This is a genomic window from Enterococcus sp. DIV0756 (genome assembly GCF_051710745.1).
In the GTDB taxonomy this organism is placed as follows: Bacteria; Bacillota; Bacilli; order Lactobacillales; family Enterococcaceae; genus Enterococcus_A.
Genome location: NZ_JBIOLF010000001.1, coordinates 342383 through 363379, shown reverse-complemented (window position 1 = coordinate 363379; position 20997 = coordinate 342383). Strand labels below are relative to the sequence as shown.

General features: G+C 39.4%; 16 protein-coding genes. 3 read left to right on the top strand and 13 right to left on the bottom strand.

What is annotated here, in order from left to right:
• The first annotated feature begins 291 nt into the window (after nt 1–291).
• Nucleotides 292–1134, top strand: a complete 843-nt coding sequence (locus IGI44_RS01750) for an NAD(P)H-hydrate dehydratase (RefSeq protein WP_438786017.1) — start codon at nt 292–294, stop codon at nt 1132–1134.
• On the top strand, nt 1134–1568 hold the full coding sequence (locus tag IGI44_RS01745) for an acyl-CoA thioesterase (protein ID WP_438788892.1): 435 nt from the start codon (nt 1134–1136) through the stop codon (nt 1566–1568). Before IGI44_RS01750 ends, IGI44_RS01745 begins: the two co-directional genes overlap by 1 nt.
• Before the next feature lie 65 nt (nt 1569–1633).
• Here IGI44_RS01745 and celB read toward each other — a convergent pair whose 3' ends face one another.
• The 13 genes from celB to IGI44_RS01680 all read right to left on the bottom strand — a co-directional run bounded on the left by celB (nt 1634) and on the right by IGI44_RS01680 (nt 19378).
• Complete coding sequence (celB, locus tag IGI44_RS01740) at nt 1634–3007, bottom strand: PTS cellobiose transporter subunit IIC (protein WP_438786015.1); 1374 nt, start codon at nt 3005–3007, stop codon at nt 1634–1636.
• A 21-nt stretch (nt 3008–3028) separates the two neighbouring features.
• Nucleotides 3029–3535 (bottom strand): hypothetical protein, encoded by a 507-nt coding sequence (locus IGI44_RS01735; RefSeq protein WP_438786014.1) that lies wholly within the window; start codon nt 3533–3535, stop codon nt 3029–3031.
• Between the two features lie 41 nt (nt 3536–3576).
• Nucleotides 3577–3891 carry a PTS cellobiose transporter subunit IIA gene (locus IGI44_RS01730; RefSeq protein ID WP_016179607.1) on the bottom strand — a complete coding sequence of 105 codons (315 nt, stop codon included), beginning with the start codon at nt 3889–3891 and terminating at the stop codon, nt 3577–3579.
• A 12-nt stretch (nt 3892–3903) separates the two neighbouring features.
• Complete coding sequence (locus IGI44_RS01725) at nt 3904–5925, bottom strand: BglG family transcription antiterminator (protein ID WP_438786013.1); 2022 nt, start codon at nt 5923–5925, stop codon at nt 3904–3906.
• Nucleotides 5926–5940: 15 nt separating this feature from the next.
• A complete protein-coding gene (locus tag IGI44_RS01720; protein WP_438786012.1) occupies nt 5941–6255 on the bottom strand; it encodes a PTS cellobiose transporter subunit IIB in 315 nt (104 codons plus the stop codon).
• Nucleotides 6256–6349: 94 nt separating this feature from the next.
• Nucleotides 6350–7783, bottom strand: a complete 1434-nt coding sequence (locus IGI44_RS01715; protein ID WP_438786011.1) for a 6-phospho-beta-glucosidase — start codon at nt 7781–7783, stop codon at nt 6350–6352.
• A 223-nt stretch (nt 7784–8006) separates the two neighbouring features.
• On the bottom strand, nt 8007–8141 hold the full coding sequence (locus IGI44_RS01710; RefSeq protein ID WP_438786009.1) for a hypothetical protein: 135 nt from the start codon (nt 8139–8141) through the stop codon (nt 8007–8009).
• A gap of 43 nt (nt 8142–8184) precedes the next feature.
• Nucleotides 8185–9489 (bottom strand): IS91 family transposase, encoded by a 1305-nt coding sequence (locus IGI44_RS01705; protein WP_438786008.1) that lies wholly within the window; start codon nt 9487–9489, stop codon nt 8185–8187.
• 166 nt (nt 9490–9655) lie between these two features.
• Complete coding sequence (locus IGI44_RS01700) at nt 9656–11008, bottom strand: APC family permease (RefSeq protein WP_438786007.1); 1353 nt, start codon at nt 11006–11008, stop codon at nt 9656–9658.
• Nucleotides 11009–11255: 247 nt separating this feature from the next.
• Entirely contained in the window at nt 11256–12257 is a 1002-nt protein-coding gene (locus IGI44_RS01695) for an NAD-dependent epimerase/dehydratase family protein (protein ID WP_438786006.1), read from the bottom strand.
• Nucleotides 12258–12297: 40 nt separating this feature from the next.
• Nucleotides 12298–13503: a glycine C-acetyltransferase gene (locus tag IGI44_RS01690; RefSeq protein WP_438786005.1), complete on the bottom strand. Its 1206-nt coding sequence runs from the start codon at nt 13501–13503 to the stop codon at nt 12298–12300.
• Between the two features lie 834 nt (nt 13504–14337).
• Nucleotides 14338–17838, bottom strand: coding sequence for a MucBP domain-containing protein (locus IGI44_RS01685; protein WP_438786004.1), 3501 nt, complete (start codon nt 17836–17838; stop codon nt 14338–14340).
• 613 nt (nt 17839–18451) lie between these two features.
• A complete protein-coding gene (locus tag IGI44_RS01680) occupies nt 18452–19378 on the bottom strand; it encodes an aldo/keto reductase (RefSeq protein ID WP_438786003.1) in 927 nt (308 codons plus the stop codon).
• A gap of 169 nt (nt 19379–19547) precedes the next feature.
• Between IGI44_RS01680 and IGI44_RS01675 the strand changes: the two genes are divergently transcribed.
• Complete coding sequence (locus IGI44_RS01675; RefSeq protein ID WP_438786002.1) at nt 19548–20996, top strand: helix-turn-helix domain-containing protein; 1449 nt, start codon at nt 19548–19550, stop codon at nt 20994–20996.
• Nucleotide 20997: the final 1 nt, after the last annotated feature.

The following is a 20997-nucleotide window of genomic DNA, read 5'->3' as shown; positions in this document are numbered from 1 at the left end:
AAAAATTAGTTCGATTCGAATGCCGTATATCATTCAACTAAAGCATTTACACGGATGATTCGCTCAATTTTTGAAACTGATTTCTCTTCTTAGTAAACTGCGAAAAGTTGAACTGACATCCTATAATTTAAACCACTATAATGATAGCATTCTCTTGACTAGAATAAAAATGAAAACTCTTTAAGAAATACTAGGAAAGATTCTCTTTTTTCCTTTATAATGATACCCATAGTGAAATTTATCCGATTCTTTCCATTAACAACGATTGATTTGATGAAAGCAGGTGACTAGATGGTCCAAATAAGCGAAGACATCCTACATAAAGTGATTACAAAGAGGCCTGAGATTTCTCATAAGGGCACCTTTGGACGAGTGGTCTTGATCGGCGGCAATCAACAATACGGCGGAGCGATCATCATGAGTGCCGAAGCCTGCCTTAAAGGTGGAGCAGGGCTCACAACGGTCGTCACTGCAGAAAAAAATCACCCGGCACTCCATGCCCGCTTACCGGAAGCAATGGTGTTGGACTTCAACGAAACAACGACTATTTATCAAGTCTTAGAAAAAGCAGACGTGGTCTTGATTGGTCCTGGTTTAGGACTCTCAAAAGAAATGGCGATGCTGCTAAAAGGTGTATTGAAGCAACAGCGTGCCGAGCAATGGCTAGTCATTGACGGCTCAGCGATCACGCTTTTCAAGGACTACAAATTGTCTCTGAAATTTCCCGCGCAAACAGTCTTTACTCCCCATTTAGCAGAGTGGACACACTTAAGCGGCTTATCCTTTATTCAGCAAACCGATGAGAACAACCGGGCAAAGCAGGCACTCTTAGGTGCCAAGATCATCTTAAAGAGCCATCGAACAACTATCTATGATGAGGCTGTTGCCTACTACCAAAATCCACTAGGAAATCCAGCGATGGCAACAGGCGGCATGGGTGACACCTTGGCTGGAATGATCACAAGCTTTTTAGCGCAGTTTGAAAAAAATACCGATACGATCGCGGCCGCTGTCTATCTTCACAGTTTGATTGGCGACGATCTAGCTGAAGACAGCTATGTCGTATTACCTACAAAAATCAGCGAGGCGCTTCCTCGCTACATGAAAAAATACGCACGTGAGAGGAACGAATGATGGAAAAATATCCCGGCTATCCCCGCAAACCTTTTTATTATGAAACCGACAAAATGGGCATTATCCACCATTCTAACTATATTCGTTGGTTTGAAGAAGCCCGCGTTGACGCTCTGACCTTTATGGATTGTCCCTTTGAAAAGATCGAAGCAGACGGTATTATGATCCCCGTCTTAGGTGTCAGCTGTGAATACAAAGAGATGGTTCGCTTCGGCGATGAAGTGCTGATCAAACCTGTGGTCACTAAATATACCGGTACGAGATTAGACTTTGAATATCGCGTCTACAAAGGCGATCGACTCGTCACGACTGGTACCAGTCAACACTGTTTCATGTCCTATGAGACCAATCGGTTGGTGCAGCTGCGTAAAACGCATCCCGCACTACACGAATTATTCTTAGACTATTACGAATCAACAAAAGAGGAACGCTAAAAATAGCCGCTGGCAAATTGCCGGCGGCTATTTCTTTTAATGCGATTTTTTGATTGAGTACCTAACTATGCTGAAATACTTTCTCCAGCCGTTTCTTCGGTACTTGCTACTTCTTCATCAACCAATTTTTTGTCGTAAGCACGCGCAAATGGCAGATAGATGACGAAGGCAGATGCCGCACAAATAATTGCGACTACGGCTGCTTTCCAGTCACCACCGGTACTGATGAAGGCACCGACACCAACTGGTGAAGGCCAAGGCATGTTTGCGATTACCGGACGAATCAATTCTAATTGAATCGCAAAGTAAGCAATTGATGCTGAAACCATAGGTGCTAAGAAGAATGGAATCGCCATAAACGGATTGTAGATCAATGGAATCCCGAAAATCAACGGTTCATTGATATTGAACAAACATGGAACGATTGCTGCTTTCCCTAATACCTTCAATTGTTCCGATTTCGCCATGTAAACCAAGAAGATACATAGACCTAATGTGGCACCCGAACCACCGATGGTTACGAAGGCGTTTTGGAATTCACCAGCTAATGGAATGTGTGCGCCATCAGCATTCAAAGCCAAATTGCCTAAAGTAATTGGTGCGATCAATGACGAAATAATGTTAGCCCCGTGAATCCCCACGATCCACAACGCATGAATCAAGAAGTAAATGACCATGACACCGATCCAGCTGCTGGTCATACTCGTTACGAAGCCGAACGGAATAGCGATCAATTGGAAAATATCTGTATTAAAGAAGACTAATACGCCAATAATAATTAAAATAACAAAAGCAACAACAAACGCTGGAATTAGTGCAGTAAAGGCTCTTGATACACCTTCTGGAACTTGTTCTGGCATTTTGATGACCCAATTTCGCTTCACACACAAACGATATAGCTGAACCGCAATAACCGCCATGATGATCCCGGTAAAAATCCCGACTGTTCCTAAACGAGAAACCCCATCGCCGCCGATTGCCCAACCATTGATGATGCCATCGTCAAGGCTTGTTAAACGAACAACGCTGCCTTTTTCCATTACTAATTGTGGAATTGATAAGAAGAACGCAAACATTGATAGCAATGCCCCTGTGATGGGAGCCATGTTCAATTCTTCTTCTTCCGCAATGATCTTTGTATATTCATATCCTAAACCAACACAGAAATATAATGCCAAAATCCCCATCGTTGTACTATTCGCTAACATATAAAGGCTTTCAAATTTAAAGAAGGTTGAATTGAAGATTCCTTCTAGAAACGGGAAGGTCATTGGCAGAATATTGAATACTAGGAACATTGAACCAACAATTGTAAATGGAATTGCGCCCATACCGGCACCCATGATCCCTCGCACAACTTTTAGTGATGCGATTTTTCCCATCGGGCCCATCAGGTTTTTCTCTAAGAAAGCAAAGACTTTATTATTTGATCCGTCCATTTTTTAATCACCCTTTATTCATTATTTATTTAGTTTACTGAATTCTGTAATATATGATGCATGTTTGTCTTTTTGACTATAAATGCTCTTAATCCGTTTTAAAATAACTCCTGACAACAAAAGACCGACTAATAGAATACAGCTGACAAAGCCCTTACTGGTAACATTATTGGTGAAAAAGGGAAAGACTTGCTCAAACCCTACATTGGTTAAAACGGATACCAACAAAACTATGTTGATGATTCCTTGGGTCATTTGGTACAAGCGATGCCATTTTAGCTGGTCGCGAACATCATCTGATGGATAGCCGTACAGACGTAAATGCTCGGCAATGGCCGGGATCGAAAGGATAATCAACCCCAAAGGCAACAGTGACCACGCGCTTTTACTCATCGCTAGAGAAAGCAACCAGTATAAATTAGTAAAGAAAAAACCGGCTAATAAATATCTGAGTAAAAGGAAGCGATTGTATCTAAAATTTTTCAGTGCCGTTTCTTTTTTTAACTGACTAATCGTTTCTTTATCCATCGTCTGTTCTCCTCTTTTTCCTAATAATGAATGGCGCCTTGCTACGATACTTTCCGATATAATGAAAGCATCTCGATCGCCACTTCCCGTAAGGTCATGGTGGTCATTAAATGGTCCTGTGCATGCACCATGATGATTTCCATCTCAATTTTTTCTCCGCTGGCATATTGCTGTAGGAGTTCGGTTTGTGCTTTATGTGCTTTGACTAGTGAATCATTTGCTTCGTTCAAATGTACCTCTGCTTCTTCATAGTTTCCTTCACGCATACTTTTGAAGCCTTCATGTACAAGTGTTCGGGCATCCCCACTACTCAAAATAATTTCAAATGCAGCTTCTTGTAATTTTTCTGAGTCCATTGTTTTCTCCTTCTACTCTCTTTTTTTGAATTGATCAATAAACGCTTTTTTAAAGTTATCAAAAGTATCACTGAAGGCTAAGGCTTTTCTGAAGGTATCCTCCTCCATAATCTCAACCAGCATTTGACTAACCTTGTCTATCTCAAACTGCCCTAATTTATCCGGCGACAACAAGAAAACTAGCTGAATATTCTGATAGTCATCATCCCAAGCAATCCCATTCGGCGCTACCGCAACAGCAACATACCCATCTTTGGTCAAGGCTTCGATCGGATGCGGAACGGCCATATATTCAGAAAAGACAACTGAACTGTAAGATTCTCGCAGCTTTAATTGATTGAAGAAATTCTCTTGCAGATCCGCTTCTTCGACGGCTTCGATTTTGCTGATCAATTCTTTTAACACCGCATCCTTGGTTGAATGCTCCTCAACAAAATAAAATAAATCAGGTTTGAAACTTCGCTTAATTAATTCAACTTGTTCTTCCGCCAATTCTTTTTGGTCACTTTCTTTTCGACCTGCAACGAAATGGCTACCCTTATTACTAGATATTTCATGATTGATTTTTTGAATGTCTTCTTTCCCTAAGAAAACACTGACATTGACGATTGGTGCATTTAAAACAATATTGCCTAAATTGATTGAAGAGATGATTAAATCAATTTGACTTAAATCCTGCTCGGCGATTTCATAATAGCTAATGACCTTTTCAATCAAGATTCTTGAGCCAAATTCGCGTTCCAAACGATTTTTGATCATTTGCGAACTGCCTAATCCAGTGGCACAAATCACTAATACGTGGGTCTTTTGTTCATTGAAATAGCGTTCAACCGCTGCGGTGATATGAATTGCCAGATAGGCCCATTCCCCTTCGGTCACTTGATACGGTTTAAAAACCGGCATTTTCGAAAAATAATTGACCGTCAGTTCAAACAAATCCGGGTATTGCGTCTTAATTTCCTCCAGCAACGGATTCTCAATACTAGAGTTATTTTGCAGCCTGGTTAACAGCGGGATGAAATGAATCATCAACCCATCAATTAAGATCGTGTCATGCGCTAGATCAAATGGTGTATCCTGATCGATCGCCTTCAAGGTTGCTAGCAATTGTAGCCGAATTTCCTCTTCTGTCGCATCCGCCTTTTTTAAGATCGTCTTGGCCGTAATCTTGTTCTTTAAGTGCAAGGCGATAAAATCGGCTTCTTCCGAAGAAAAGGTAATGCCCATCGCCTGCTCGATTCTGGCTAAGATTTTCAAAGCAGTTTGATATTCAATCGAATCTTCCTCGAAAGAGATCGGCGCCTGAATATCCATTAAGAAGCCATTTTGAATCCGTTTGATCGCTAAGCCAATATGAAGGACTAAATTATAAACGATGAAATCTGAAAGCTTTAACTGTGATTCCCGGCATTCATCTAACACAATAATGACAATTTCCTCAACGCTGATTCCTTCCAATAAGTTCGCATACATGGAGAAGGCAAATAAATTGTCATGCAACCGCTCCATAAAGAAATAGTTCATAATGAAATGACGAATGTTTTGCTCATTGCCCACAATGAAGATTCCTTTGTTGCTTTTGCTTTGAAGTTCGATTTGGTAAGGTGTGATCAGTTTTTTGATTTCAACTAAATCGTTCGATATGGTTGAGCGAGATACAAACAGTTCATCGGCAATCGCATCCACATAGACAGCACTTTGTTCAAAAAACAAGCGGTTCAAAATATAGTATTGTCGATCATTTGATTCTTGAATCGTTGTGATATCTTTGGAAGCCATCTGATTTTTGACCTCTTTAAGATAAAATTCGTCGAATCGCCTGGCATCCTCAATTTTCAACTGGTACCCGTTTCCTTGTTTTGCCTCAATTGCAGCAAGTGATTCCTGCTTTAATGCATCCTCCAGCAGATGAAGATATTTCCTCGCTGTTCGATTAGAAACATCAATTCCTGAAGCGATTTCTTGACTCGTCAAATACGTATGCCGATGGTCAAATAATAATTTTAGGATTTGTGTCTCTCGCTTGCTCAACATGGTTATCAGCCCTTACTAAATATTTTCAAGAATCACATTCGACAATTTATCAATACCCATTGGGATCGGTACATACGCTTGTGGCGGAATGTTCACGATCGGTTTATTGTATTTCTTGGCACTTTTTTCTAAGCTGTCAAAATACATTTTGGTTTGCGGACTTACTAGATACAAATCGTATTCATCCTTGGCAATCGTGTTTGCTCCTTGGGATTGCGAAGTCGCGTCGACTTGAATCTCCATGCCCTTCCCTTGTAAACTTTCTGTTGTTTTTTTTGCAATGACGGATGAAGACATTCCTCCGGCACAGATAATTAATGCTTTTTTCATCGTTTTTTCCTCCCTATTTATCTTAATTTTTTCAGTTTTATTTACTTATCTATTATTATTTTAACGTAAATACGAATTAACATAGATTCGTTTTTTATCCTAAATCTTCACCGTTCGAAGCGATGACCTGTTTGAACCAATCAAACGAATCCTTCTTGCTACGTTCTAACGTACCATTTCCCTCGTTATCACGATCAACGTAGATGAACCCATAGCGTTTTTTCATTTCGCCAGTTCCCGCAGAAACTAAATCAATGCATCCCCACGGGGTATACCCCATTAGGTCCACGCCATCTTCCACAACAGCTTTCTTCATTTCTTTGATATGATCACGGAAGTAATCGATCCGATACGTATCATGGACACTGCCATCGGCTTCTTTTTCGTCAATTGCGCCAAAACCATTTTCAACAATGAACAGTGGTAAGCGATACTGATCAGTGAACCAATTCAGTGCATAGCGTAACCCTTCAGGATCAATCTGCCAGCCCCAATCGGAAATGCCGATGTATTCATTTCTGATAAAATCTTCCTGTTCGTGATAGTCGAAGTACACATTGTCCTCTTTATGCGTAATCGCAAAAGACATATAATAACTAAAGCCAATGTAATCCACAGTGCCTTTTTTCAATTCGGCTAAGTCTTCTGAAGTGATATCTAAATCATACCCTTTTCTAGCGAAGTATGTCATCATATACCCCGGATAGGTACCGTATACGTGAACGTCCGTAAAATAATAGCGCTTTTCCATCGCCTTTTGAGCCATCAAAACATCAGCTGGCTTGCAGGTTGCTGGATAGATCGGACACATCGCGATCATACACCCAATCTCAAAATCTGGATTGATCGCTTTTCCGATTTGAACGGCCTTTGCACTGGCAACGAGCTCATAGTGAGCGGCTTGATACATGATTTGCTCACGATCATCGCCTTCCTTGTAGGCAATTCCTGAATTCGTAAACGGGAAAAATTGATCATTGTAGTTCGCTTGATTATTGATTTCATTAAAGGTCATCCAATATTTGACTTTGTCCTTATAGCGTGTAAAACAAACTTCAGCAAACTTAACAAAAAAGTCGATCAGCTTACGATTAGCAAATCCGCCATACTCAGTGACTAGATGATAGGGCAGTTCAAAATGTGAAAGGGTCACGACCGGCTCGATGCCATACTTCAAGCATTCATCAAAGAGGTCATCATAAAACTTTAACCCAGCTTCATTCGGAACTTCCTCATCCCCTTTTGGAAAAATACGTGTCCAAGCAATCGAGGTTCGAAAACATTTAAAGCCCATTTCCGCAAAAAGCGCGATATCTTCCTTGTACCGATGATAGAAGTCGATCCCTTCATGATTGGGATAATATTCGCCTTCTAAAACACCTTCAGTGATTCTTCGTGAAACCCCGGGTCCACCGACAGTCATGACATCTGCTACACTGACTCCCTTACCGCCTTCTTGCCAAGCCCCCTCAAGCTGATGGGCTGCTACTGCACCTCCCCACAAAAAATCTTTTGGAAATCCTGTCATAGATCAACCATCCTTTCTCTTGCTAAACCCATCATAAAAGATAGCGTTTCCATTTAGAACACAGACAATTGCCACATCATTGTGGTAATTTCTTGATATTCGCTTTTTTATAGAAGAAAGACAGCACATACCTCCATTTCTATTGTTACAACTAGGCTTTTCTATATTAAGAAAACCTCAGGAGAAAACCGCTCCTGAGGACTTTTTGTTTAGATGAATCATTTTATTGTCGATCACTGATTCTAAATTCGTATCCAAGTACGTTCTTATAATATTCTGGATACATCTCTCCACCACATTTTTCGCAATCAAATTGCGGAGCGTTCTCAGGATCAAATGCAACATCTTCTGCATCCAAAAATTGAACCACTTCCTTTGGAATTTTTTCCTTTATCCCACATTCAAGACAAATGTAATGAACCACTCCATTGGAATCGAAGGTTTTTAAAAGCTGCTTCTTTTTCTTTTTCATACTTACGTTTCGATGCTTCTTCCCCAATTTTTTTATTCTCCTCTCGCATGAATCGTTCCGATTCTTTATTCTTCGCATATTTCACTACAAGTCGTCCATTTTTAGACACACTAACTCCACTAAATTCATAATATTCGCCACATCTAGTACATTCCAATGGATTTACTCCGAATTCTTCGGCTATTCGTTCACACCATGATTTTGGTTTAAGTGCTTTCTTCACATTCACAAGCATTCGGTGAATCTCTTTCTGGTAATTACTTAATACTTTTTTCATGATTGTCTTGATCCGCCGACTATAAATGCCGTATCTACGAATTGTTTTGAACTGGTTCTCTGGAATATGACGAATCAGTGCACCAATAAATTCCTCTACCGACATCGTCTTTATCTTATCCGTGTTAGTTCGTTTATCATGATACTGAAACATCACTATTTTCCCATCGTACAAAAGGATACGATTTAAAGCAATGGGACCACGTTTCATATAACGACTGATATATTCTAATATCTTTTTGAGAGAAGTTCGGCTCCTTTTGGGTGCATGCACGTAAAAGCCCTCTGCATTTTTCGTGTACGCCGCTTGTAAAAGCGGCTGGACTCGTGCCTTATCCCATTGGGATAAGGTTCTTCGAATAAGCTTTAGGACCGCATTCTGCCAATATTTCCTCAACATTGCGAACGGAAAATAGTCATAGTCCTTCCATTTTCCATCCTTCGTCAGTCCACCCATGGTGACGACTAAATGAACATGCGGATTGTATTCTAGCTGAGAACCGAAGGTGTGGAGTGTTGCCACAACCCCAGCTTGTATATGGTGTTTTCTAAAAAAATCTAATAGTATCCGTGCAGCTTCGTCCATTAACCCTTTTAAAAGCTCCTTACGATACTTCTCCTTCAGAAAAATCTCACGTAAACCTTCATCGATCGTGAAGATGACGTGTCGATGCGTCACTGTAAACAGATCATTCGCCGCAACCTCTGCCCACCGTTGACTTTCCCCAGTTGCACAAGTTGGACAAAATTTCCCTTTACAACGAAAAGCCACTTTCTTTACATTATGGCATCCTTCACAGACAAATAGACGATAACCTTTTTTAAGGTCACCACAATCGCGAAACTTCTTCACTTCTCTTTTCACAACGGATCGAATCCTTCTCGTGTACCTTTGATTGAATTTCTCCCAGTTTTGATATTCATCAAAGAAAATGGCGTGTAAAATATTGGGTTTCATCTCTCTAGTTTAATAGGAAAAAGACCAGATGAAAAGCGGTCAAAAGATTGATGTATCAATCCTTTGACCGCTTAAAATGTTATACTTCCTTTAATGTTCAAAAAAACACTTAAAACAGAAATTCTGTTCTAAGTGTTTTCGTAAATCAGTGGATTAAATTAACTCTTTATTTATATTTTTTCTTCAAGTAAATGTAGAAAGGAATCCCTAATGCCGTAATCGCAATACCAACCATTGCTAATGAGAATTGGTTGATCAAGGTCATCACTAAGATGAACACTCCGCCGATAATCGCGATAATCGGAATGATTGGATAAAGCGGTACTTTGTAAGGACGAACCAAATCCGGTTCAGTTTTTCTTAATTTAATTACCGCGATGAAGACTAATGTATAGAAGATCCAGATAACGAAGACTAACATATCTGTTAGCATATCGAATCCGCCGACCATCATCATGCCGATAGCGATCACTAATTCTAGGATACCTGCGATATAAGGAACATGATTTTTGTTTAATTTCACTAATTTGTCAGAGAATGGTAATTGTTTTTCAAGTCCCATCGTATAAGGAAGACGCATCCCTGTCATCGTGTAGCCATTGATTGTTCCGTATACTGAGATTAAGATACCGATCGTTACTAGTTTACCACCCATGCCGCCGAAGATTTTTCCAGCAACGTCCATCGCCGCATTTTCGTTTCCAGCTAACGCAGACATATCAATCGTACGCAAGAAAGCAAATTGCACCAATAAGTAAACAGCCATGATTCCTAAGATTCCGCCAGCAATGGCACGAGGCAAGTCACGCGCTGGTTTTTTCAATTCTCCTGCAATGTTTCCAACGTGAATCCAGCCATCATAAGCAAACATTGTCGCTAACAATCCGGCACCTAATGCTGGAGCAAATCCGCCAACTGCTGGTCCCGCTTGAACTGGGAATAAGCTGACAGACACATCGCCTTGACGCATCAAACCAAAGATGACAATCAATGCTAAAGGCACTAATTTACAAACTAATGTGATTGATTGGAACATCCCACCAGCTTTTGAGCCTAAGAAGTTAATCAACATGATTGAGGCTGCTGCGACGATCGCGATTGGAATGATCGTTGAGTCGCTCATACCAAATAGATTTTTGAACTGAGTGGCAAAAATAATTGCTAAAGCCGCTACATTTGCTGGGAAGTAGATGACTACTTGTGCCCAACCAAGTAAGAAACTCCAAAATTCGCCATAAGCACGTTCAATATAACGTAACATCCCACCGGTTTCTGGGATGGCTGCGGCTAATTCTGCACCGGTTAACCCCGCACAGACACTGATCAATCCGCCTAAGAACCAGGACAACATGTGCAAACTCGTTGATCCCGTTACTGCAGCAACACTGGCTGCTTTAAAGAATACCCCCGCCCCAATTACAGTACCCATTACTGTCGAAAGAGCTGGGAAGAACGTCATTGTTCGTTTCAGTTCACCAGTTGGTTGTGAACCCACGAGTTCTTGTTGGTCGACTGCCATAATTTTTCCTCCTAAATCTTCTTGAAGTGATCTTTGTTCACTTCTTAACTTGATCTTTAAAACAAACATTTGAAGTTATTACATAAAAGAAATAAAACCAAAAATTGCGATATACCAGTTGTTTAATAACTTTCCTTATTTGTTCGGACATTATTTTAACATGGAGAAAGAAAAAGGGAAACGTTATTTTAAACATTTCCTTTTTTCTTAGTTCCTCCTCATGTTCTATTAAGAAATCCCTACCATTTTACGAATTAACTTTATCAAAAGAGACTTTTGTTTCGATGCCTTCTGCCTTAAATTTCTCTGATAATCTTTCTAACATTTCGTCAGTCATTTTATCTAAATCAAAATTAGGACTGAAATCCCATTCTTTGCGAGCATTGCTGTCATCGATCGAATTTGGCCAAGAATTAGCGATTCCTTGACGAACTGGATCCACATCGTATTTCATTTCAAAGTCAGGAATACGACGACGAATTGATGCTGCAATTTGTTCTGGTTCAAAGGACATCGCAGTGATATTAAATGAGTTACGGTGTTCTAAACGGCTGGCATCCGCGTTCATCAATTTCACAATTCCTTCGATCGCATCGTCCATATACATCATATCCATATAGGTTCCTTTGTCGATAAATGAGGTGTAAGATTTGTTTTTTAATGCTTCGTAATAAATATCTACTGCGTAATCTGTTGTACCACCACCAGGTTCTACTTTATATGAGATCAAGCCTGGGAAGCGTACAGAACGGCTGTCTACATCGTATTTATCATGGTAGTAGTTTTCTAATAATTCACCCGCTACTTTGGTCACTCCATACATGGTAGTAGGATGCATTACTGTATCTTGTGGTGTGTTGTCTGGTTCGCAATCTGGACCATAAGCTGCAATTGAAGATGGTGCAAAGAATTTCGTTTTTGGTCCGATCTCACGTGCTACTTCTAAGGCATTCATCAACCCAGTCATATTCAAATTCCAAGCAAAAGCAGGACGTTTTTCAGCGGTTGCAGAAAGTAACGCTGCTAAATGAATGATCGTATCTACTTCATAACGTTTTGCTACATCTAAAAAGCTTTCGTAATCGGTTACATCTAATTCTTCAAATTGACCGTTTTCTACGACCGGGCTGCCTTCAACCGTGCGGATATCGGTTGAGATGACATTTTTTACTCCTAGATCGTTGCGTAATCTTTCTGTTAATTCTGAACCAATTTGTCCTAATGCGCCTGTAATCAATACTTTTTTCATGGATGTGACTTCCTCTCTCTATATGTTAAATTTGATTTTTTTATTGAACGGTTTCTTTGATGATGCCTAGTTCTTTTCCAACTTTTTCGTAGACTTTAATTGCATCGTCTAACATTTCTTTCGTATGGCCTGCGTTTGGCATGTTCCGTACACGACCGGTTCCTAATGGTACAGTTGGATATACGATCGGTTTTACATAAACACCGTTTTCCAATAATTTCTTAGAGAATTCTTGCGCTAATTTTTCATCGCCAACGATAACGGGAGTAATTGGTGTTTCTGATTTACCGATATCATAGCCGATACGTTTCAATTCCGCTTTAAAGTAATTCGCATTGTCCCAAAGTGTATCAACATATTCCGGATGTTCTTCAATCAAATCAATGGCTTTAATACAAGCACCCGCAGCCCCAGGTGTTAATGAGGTTGAGAATAGGAATGGACGTGCCTGTGATTTCAACCAAGTGATTAATTGCTTCGTTCCAGCAACATATCCGCCAACAACACCGATCCCTTTTGACAATGTGCCCATTTGGAAATCGATATGCTCTTGCATGTCAAAATGTTTTACCGTTCCATGACCGTGACCCATCACACCTGTTCCGTGAGCATCATCAACGTAAGTGATCACATTGTATTTTTCACAAATTTCTACGATTTCAGGAATCTTAGCTACATCGCCGTCCATTGAGAAGACGCCATCGGTGATGTACATGACTTTGTTGTATTCGCCGCTTTCGGTCGCTGCTTTGGCTTTCGCTTCTAAATCTTCCATATCTTGGTGGTTGACGCGGATGATTTTCGCACCCGATAACCGACAGCCATCAATGATTGATGCGTGGTTTAATTCATCTGATAAAATCGCATCGCCTTTTTTCATCACTGCTGAAATGGCACCCATGTTGCAGTTAAAGCCTGATTGGAAAGCAATTGCAGCTTCCGTTCCTTTGAACTCAGCGATTTTTTCTTCTAATTTTTGGTGAATGTCTAAAGTTCCGTTGATTGTTCGAACCGCGCCGGCACCTGCACCATAATGTTTCGTTGCTTCTACATCCGCTTCGATTAATTCAGGGCGAGTAGCAAATCCTAGATAATTGTTCGATGCTAAGTTGATCATCTTTTTATCATTCACTGTAATGATCGGACCATTGCTTCCTTCTAAAATATCGATCGTGTTGAACAATCCTTTTTCTTTTAGATCTTCCAAATTCGTTTCAAGAAATTGGTCAAGAACTTTTGAACTCATAACGATTCTCCTCCATACTGATTATTGCGCAATTCAAGTTGTTATTTTTTCATCCATCGAAAATGAACAGCTTATTTTTTTGTTTGCGCTTTCGTAACTTACATACTCAGTGTATAAGCGATTGATACCGTTTACAACTTTAATACTCGACAATTCCTTGAATTGTAATGAAAGTTAAAATCTTTCTAATTGATTTTATTTAATAATGGAATATTTAGTTTTTGGGATAAGAAAGCTGGACTTCCTTTTTTGAAAACAAAGTCTCCAAAATGTCGTTTTTTATTTCACAATATGATTTTTTATTTAGTAATAGAAAACAAAAACACTCTTTATAAAGACTATTTATTTACTAACACTCAAACTATTTTTCTCACAATCAAATCTATTATTTTCGATTGTGCACAGTCAAAAATAAAATTTCCAGCAAGTTCCAGCTTCTAATCTTTTTCCAATAAACCATGATTCCATTTTCATATAAAACTGTGATTTCATATTTTTATAGCTATTTCGTCAAAAATCAGATGAAATTTCTATAAAAAAAATATTTTTCTGGTCTAGGTACCCTCATTCCTTTTTTGATTACATCCAATAGCTAATAATTATGAATAATCCATCTTGCCTATTCAAATATCTGTTATTTCAATAGGCAAAATTCCCACTTTGACCTCTACCAAACAAGATTTCCTATCAATGATGAGATTCTCCTCTTTATTCTAAAGAATATTTTTTGCTCCTCTTCGCAAAAAGATAGTGTTGGTGATTGCCACCAACACTATCTTTTTTTAATCTTTTCTGAGGCCTAGCGAACGTACTAGCCATGTTCTTTTGCGAATTCTAAGCTCTTCTTTTTCCAATAAGTCCATAACCAGCAACGGCCGTTAGTAACAAGCCGCATACGGCGAGAATTAGCACATGATCTTTTTCTTCGCCTGTTCTTGGCAATGCTTTTCCTCTTGCTGCACTCCCGTCACCGGTGGTTGGAAGGGCCTTATTTGATCGATAGACTGTTCCCCCAGCAATCACAATGTTGGTATTTTCTCCACCATTTCCTGTGTTGTCACTTTCAGTATTTCCCCCAGATTTATTATCTTTAAGGTAGACATACGTAATTGTCTGCTCTTTTTCTTGATAATTTCCTTTGGCATTTTTCGGCGTTTCCTTCAACGTCCAGCCATCAATCGTTTTGGCTTCTGCTTCATATTTATCACCGATAATCCCGGTTTTTTGCTCGGACGGTACTAATTCCGCTCCTTTTTCATCAACATATAGAATACGAATCGTAGCTTTATTACTGTATACATAGGTAACAATTTGAGGTTCTGCTGTATAGGTTCCTGTTGATTTACCTAAAACTTCTTTGAATGCATAACCCTTAAATTCTTTTTTGGCACTCTCATAAGTTGAGCCCACATCACCACTCATCAGAATGGGATTTTCTAATACTTTACCAGAATCGCTGATATGATTAACAATGACCTTCCCAGTCAACTTACGATAGATTACCGTAATTTCTTGATCCTCTTCTGTGAAAATACCTGAGGTAAATCCTTTGATCTCCTTCAATACATAGTTTTCAATGGACTTATTCAGCAACTCCAACGGAATCGATGTTCCAATCGGTTGCTCCTTAGTAACACTATCTGCTAACGGTTGCCCTTTTTCATCTTGATAATGAATGGTTAGTTTGCCTAGTGTCTCAGGTTCTGCATTTTTTGTGTAGATATACGTCACCGTCGTGATACCGTCAACGTATTTCCCTTTAGCATCACCTTGAACCTCTTTAAATGTATATCCCTCAATATCTTTTTGTGTCGTCTCATAGTCTTTATCCACTTCATCGATCGTGACTTCACTATTTAAGATGGGATGCCCAGTCTCATCTTGATATTGAACAATTAAAACACCTTTTTCACTCCCTGTGCTCGTGCCTTTCTTCGCGTAAATCAATGTCACTTCTTGATCTTGAGCGGTGTATTTCCCACTCACATTTCCTACGATTCCCTTCAAAACGTAGCCATCAAAAGGTTTCACTTCCGCCGTATAAATGGCGTCAACCTCTCCGGTTAATTCAACATCTGGATTCAATGGATTTTGTTCTTCGTCTTGATAATGAACGATCACTTTGCCCTGTTCAGCAGGGATTTTCGTGTATACATAAACCACTTTTGTAATCCCAGATACATATTTTCCGGTTGGACTGCCAACGACTTCTTTGAATACATACCCATCGATCACTTTTTGCGTCGTTGTATAGTCTGTTCCGATCTCTCCGGTCATCACGTCATCACCGGCTAACGGTTTACCCGCTTCGTCCTGATATTGAGCTAAAACAATCCCTTTCTCTTTCAACGTTTTCGTGTAAATCAAGGTAATTTCTTTGGCTTCTTCGCTAAAGAAACCAGTAATCGAGTCTCCCTCTTTCACGCCTGAAAAAACATAGTCATCAATCTGCTTGATGTTGGCATGATAGGCTTCACCCAAGCCTCCAGTTAATGTTTCATCTGGACTGATTTTCACTAGCTGTTTGTTTTCATCGTAGGTCATGTAATGAACAATCACAGGCTCTGATTTTTTCCAAACAGCATACAACGTTTCATTGCCTTTTGGTATCGTGATGCTTTGACCAGCAGCCAAATTAGCATCAGGATCTTTTGCATCCTTATCCTTTGACCAGCCGGCAAACTGATAACCCTCACGTGTCGCTTTTAAATCCGTACCCGCTGGAATCGTTTGATTCAGATCCTTATAGCCGACTTGGTAATAGGTCTCAGGTTGTGTTCCTTCATAATAGATCGTACCTTCATATTTTGATAATGCCGCACCCAAATCAAAAATCCCGCCATTACTATCATATTTAATCCAATCAATTTCGACTGAACCAATATCTGCTTTCGTCGTCCGCGGCAATCCTCGCTGGTCTTCATTCACCTCACGTAGATTCTCTACCTGATCATCTGCCATTTTTTCTGGTGCGATCGGTACCGTAGGCAAAATGATCGCATCACTTGTTGTTCCTGCTGTGATCTTATTGTAATTATCAACTAAACCAACTGGTGCAGTTCCAAAAACATTCTCCATGGTTACAGATGTTGCTGTTCCATTATCATAGCCAAGATTGGATTCAATATTCCCTGCTCCATCAACTTTACCGTCCGCGATGTTGTTCTTGCTGGCAGTTCGAGATTTATTTCCTGCAAACAGGTTATTCGCATAACGTCCTGCGGAATAATTCAAGCCATAGCCGGAGCTACCGATCGCTCCACCTTCATAGACCGCTTCATTCTCGACAAATGAGTTATTGATGTAATCAACGGCCGCTCTTCTCCCTTCTGTTAAACCACCATTGGCATAAATTTGAATAGCACCACCATTATTTAAAGAAATATCTTGTCCCAAAGCTTTATTTTGATAGAAGGTATTATTTCTAAATGTCGCCGCACTGGAAATATTGGCATTGGTCTGAATCAGAATTGCTCCGCCATCGTCACCAGCAATATTTCGCACAAATGAATTGCCATCAAATTGAATATCCGTTCCATCAACGGTATTAAAGAAAGCAATTGCTCCGCCATCAGCTAGTTTTGCTTTTCCGCCGCCAGAAACATCTTCAACAGATTTATTTCCTTCGAAATAATTATTCTTGAAAGTAAATTTCGCCGAAGCACTTGGCTGGAAGAAATAGATCGCTCCACCTTCACCACCGACATTTCCTGTACCCGCTTGACGTGTCTCATTCCCAATAAACTTTGAGTTATAGGCGTTAAACTTGGCAGAATAACCTTTACTAGCAATCGCACCACCTGAATATCCCGATGAACTATTGATGTTGTTGGAGAATGTACAGTTTTTCAATGTCGTATTTCCGCTAGTATAAAAGGCACTGCCATCATCAAAGCCCTTGAAATTATTTACTAAGGTATTCTCTAAAATGAATTCTCCTTTATACCCTGAAACTGTTAGTGCCCGAGCGACATTTCCTAAGCCCTCTAGCGTAAAATTCTTAAGTGTCAAGGTAGAGTCAGCCGTTCCAGACCCACCGCTGTATGAAAATAGTTGTTTACCTGTAGAAGACTGAAGGGTTCTTCCTCCACCATCAACTTCAACTTGATAGGGCGATTCCACTAGAGCAATCGTTGTATTTATATCAGAAGGGAAAGTCCCTCCTAGAGTCACCTTACGATTTTCGGGAGCATTTTTCACCGCATCCTGAAGATCCGTTACTGTATTCACCGTTAACTCATCGGCTGAAACGCTTTGTTCAGCTACTCCAAATAAGAAAATACTTAACACAAAACCAAACAAAAGAATCCACCTGTTTTTTTTCACTTGTCTCATCCTCTCAATCCTTAAAATATATATTCTTTGTTTCTAAAAATCGTTTTAATCGCGTAAATAGTACAAATTACACCTTTAAACTATATGTATAAAATGGATTGCAAAAGCGCCAACTTTCTTTATTAGGGCCCAATAGGTTGGCATCATGACTTCCTCTAACTAACGGAGCGACTGACTACATAAAACAACGATAGTTATTCTTCAGGCATGCTTTTGATTAAGCATTCTACAATTCAACTAACTGTTCCAAATTATTTTTAATGACTTGTCATTATTAAAAATTAATTTCAAATTCAGATAATTTACCTTCTGAAAGAAATTAATTAGTTTATAATTTATTTATAGCCATTATAAATTAACTAAAAATCAATTTCAACTGTATATACGTAAAAATAATTAATAACATCAAAACCACACTTTATATTTTAGTTTATTTTTCATTTAAAATTAATTAGCGAGGGCTTGATATACGTTTGCCAACAAGCTTACTTAGTTGAAAAGACAAAAAAGCCAAGAATCAGCAATTAAAATAATTGCTAATTCTTGACTCTTTTTTACCTGAGACAGAAAGTTAACTGCTCAGCTATTTTTATAAAAATCAATTTAATACTTCTTACGGTAAATCATTACCTGCCGCAAAGTACACATCGTACCATTCTTGTTTCGTTAACGTAACATCTGCTCCTGCCGCGCTTTCTTTGATCCGTGTTGGGTTCATGGTACCTAGGATCACCTGCATATTGGCTGGATGACGCAAAATCCAGGCAGTCGCAATGGCATTTTTATTGGTATCGTATTTTTTCGCTAATTTATCTAATAATTCATTCAACTCTGGGAATTTGTCATTATCGACAAAAACACCCTCGAAGAAACCGTATTGGAATGGCGACCACGCTTGAATCGTCACACCCTTACGACGAGAAAATTCTAATATGCCACCATCATGGTCAAATGAGCGAGTATCTGTCATGTTTGTGTGCATACCATAATCAATCATTCCTGTATGCATAATCGAGAACTGCAATTGATTGATCAATAATTTTTGATCCACATAGGATTGCAGCAGCTCATATTGTTCAGGATTGAAGTTAGATACACCAAAGTGACGAACTTTGCCGCTTGCTTGTAAAATATCAAAAGCTTCCGCGATTTCTTCTGGCTCCATCAATGGATCAGGACGATGCAATAGGTAACTATCTAGATAGTCAATCTCCATCCGCTTCAAGATGCCATCAACTGAATCCAATAGATGTTGTTTTGAAAAATCATAGCGTTTCCCGTCGACCGTAACGATCCCGCCTTTTGATTGAATAAAGAATTTATTACGAGAGATTCCTGCTTCTTTCATTGCTGAAGCAAAAACCAATTCTGATTTTCCATCTCCGTACATATCCGCTGAATCAATAAAATTAATGTCACTTTCTAAAGCAGCATCTAATGCTTCTGCGGCTTTTTCCGGCGTTAACGCTGCCATTCGCATGATCCCTAGAGCAATTGCAGAGGTTTCCCAATAGCTGTTGCCAATTTTTCGTTGTAACATGATGTCCATCCTCTCTGATAAAGCATTTTTTCTTACCTATAGAAGTATAGACTATTTTGTCTGTAAAAAAAATCCCTAACACTTAGATTCCCTTCATCCAAGATGAGACGGCTGTCACTTGACCCATCCAGCCTTTCTTCGTATCCTTGATTTCAAGGGGGATTCCTACATGTACTCAATGCTGAAAAAAATCATTACTGAAAAGGATATTTATCGTCAAATTTTACTCCTAGAACAGCTGTTGAATCATTCACAGTTAACTGCTAAAGAACTAGCCAAAAAAATTAAAACGACAGAACGAACAGTTTTTTCTGATTTACAACTGATTCGCGACTATTTGCCAGAACATTGGGAATTACTCTCAGACAAAGGCGGTATTCGTTTACTATCACAAGAACAGTCTTTGACGAACGATATTTGGGAGGCCTTCCTGCCACATTCCGTCAGCCTGCAACTACTCAAACAATTATTCTTTACAAAAGAATTAAACGTGCCTCAGTTTTTAGAAGAAACGGGGGTCTCTTATGAAACACTTAAACGTCAACGAACAAAAATCAATCGTCAGTTACTGCCCTTTAAGATCAAAATCCGTTTGACTTCAACTCATGCGTATTTACTCGGTGAAGAGAGTGCCATTCGGATTTTTTATCACCGGCTGCTACTGCCTTTTACGCATAATAATTATTTTTTTGAGGATTACTCAATTCATGAGGAACATTATTTGCACTTTTTGACAAAGAAACTTACCGATGACTTATATGTGGATACAGAGCAAATTTTTGGCATTTGCTGGTTTTTCATTAATAGCATCCGGATCAAAGCTGGTTGTCCAATTAATGACTTTAGCTTTGATACAAATGATCCATTGTTCATTCTTTATGCACCACTTTTAAAGGATTTGTATAAAAGAGAAGGCGTTTATTTGCAAGACGAAGAAATCTTTTTTGCCTTTTTCTGTTTTATAGAAAGCTGGAATTATAACAATCCTTTAGGAAAAAAAGTTTCGGATGTATTGGCTAAAGAGTATCCCCTACTATTAAATAAGGTTCAACAAACCGTGCAAGAAATTGCGGATGAGCTGCAGTTACCTGACCTATCCCAGACATCCCTTTCGACGAATTTATTGCTACTAGTACTAAAATATGTTGAATCACCTGCTTTATCAGAGCAATTCCAACTAGAATATCAAGAATTATTGCTCCAAAGACGTGAGGAATATACCATTTTGACCGAAAAGAGCATCGCACTTTTTAATAGCCTGCCGCAGTTTGCTGCAATCAAAGATACCACATATTTTGTCAATTTATTTTCTTTACTGGGGCAGCAAGCCATTTTTGCAACCCAGCCGCAAACCAGAACGGTCTTCTTTGTTTTCCAAAGCGAGCCCGCCTGGAAAATCTTTCTCCAGCAAGAATTAGCGGATCTCTTAGGCAAACGGGTCAACTTGGTCTCACTTGAAGCCTCCCAGCTTCAGCCCGAAAGGATGCAAACGGGCGATTTGATTGTTTCCAATATTCCTTTAGACGTGACAACGATCCCAGTGAACTACATTTCCACTATCCCGACAAAAAATGAGCTCAGCCAACTGGCTGAACTCACTTCTCATTCCTATCTTTAGT

What these genes read in the sequence shown, in the direction of transcription:
- IGI44_RS01675 (WP_438786002.1), top strand. Translation starts at nt 19,548, where the DNA reads ATGTACTCAATGCTGAAAAAAATCATTACTGAAAAGGATATTTATCGT.
- IGI44_RS01745 (WP_438788892.1), top strand. Translation starts at nt 1,134, where the DNA reads ATGGAAAAATATCCCGGCTATCCCCGCAAACCTTTTTATTATGAAACC.
- celB (WP_438786015.1), bottom strand. Translation starts at nt 3,007, where the DNA reads ATGGACGGATCAAATAATAAAGTCTTTGCTTTCTTAGAGAAAAACCTG.
- IGI44_RS01750 (WP_438786017.1), top strand. Translation starts at nt 292, where the DNA reads ATGGTCCAAATAAGCGAAGACATCCTACATAAAGTGATTACAAAGAGG.
- IGI44_RS01725 (WP_438786013.1), bottom strand. Translation starts at nt 5,925, where the DNA reads ATGTTGAGCAAGCGAGAGACACAAATCCTAAAATTATTATTTGACCAT.
- IGI44_RS01720 (WP_438786012.1), bottom strand. Translation starts at nt 6,255, where the DNA reads ATGAAAAAAGCATTAATTATCTGTGCCGGAGGAATGTCTTCATCCGTC.
- IGI44_RS01690 (WP_438786005.1), bottom strand. Translation starts at nt 13,503, where the DNA reads ATGAGTTCAAAAGTTCTTGACCAATTTCTTGAAACGAATTTGGAAGAT.
- IGI44_RS01730 (WP_016179607.1), bottom strand. Translation starts at nt 3,891, where the DNA reads ATGGACTCAGAAAAATTACAAGAAGCTGCATTTGAAATTATTTTGAGT.
- IGI44_RS01715 (WP_438786011.1), bottom strand. Translation starts at nt 7,783, where the DNA reads ATGACAGGATTTCCAAAAGATTTTTTGTGGGGAGGTGCAGTAGCAGCC.
- IGI44_RS01685 (WP_438786004.1), bottom strand. Translation starts at nt 17,838, where the DNA reads ATGAGACAAGTGAAAAAAAACAGGTGGATTCTTTTGTTTGGTTTTGTG.
- IGI44_RS01735 (WP_438786014.1), bottom strand. Translation starts at nt 3,535, where the DNA reads ATGGATAAAGAAACGATTAGTCAGTTAAAAAAAGAAACGGCACTGAAA.
- IGI44_RS01705 (WP_438786008.1), bottom strand. Translation starts at nt 9,489, where the DNA reads ATGAAACCCAATATTTTACACGCCATTTTCTTTGATGAATATCAAAAC.
- IGI44_RS01700 (WP_438786007.1), bottom strand. Translation starts at nt 11,008, where the DNA reads ATGGCAGTCGACCAACAAGAACTCGTGGGTTCACAACCAACTGGTGAA.
- IGI44_RS01680 (WP_438786003.1), bottom strand. Translation starts at nt 19,378, where the DNA reads ATGTTACAACGAAAAATTGGCAACAGCTATTGGGAAACCTCTGCAATT.
- IGI44_RS01695 (WP_438786006.1), bottom strand. Translation starts at nt 12,257, where the DNA reads ATGAAAAAAGTATTGATTACAGGCGCATTAGGACAAATTGGTTCAGAA.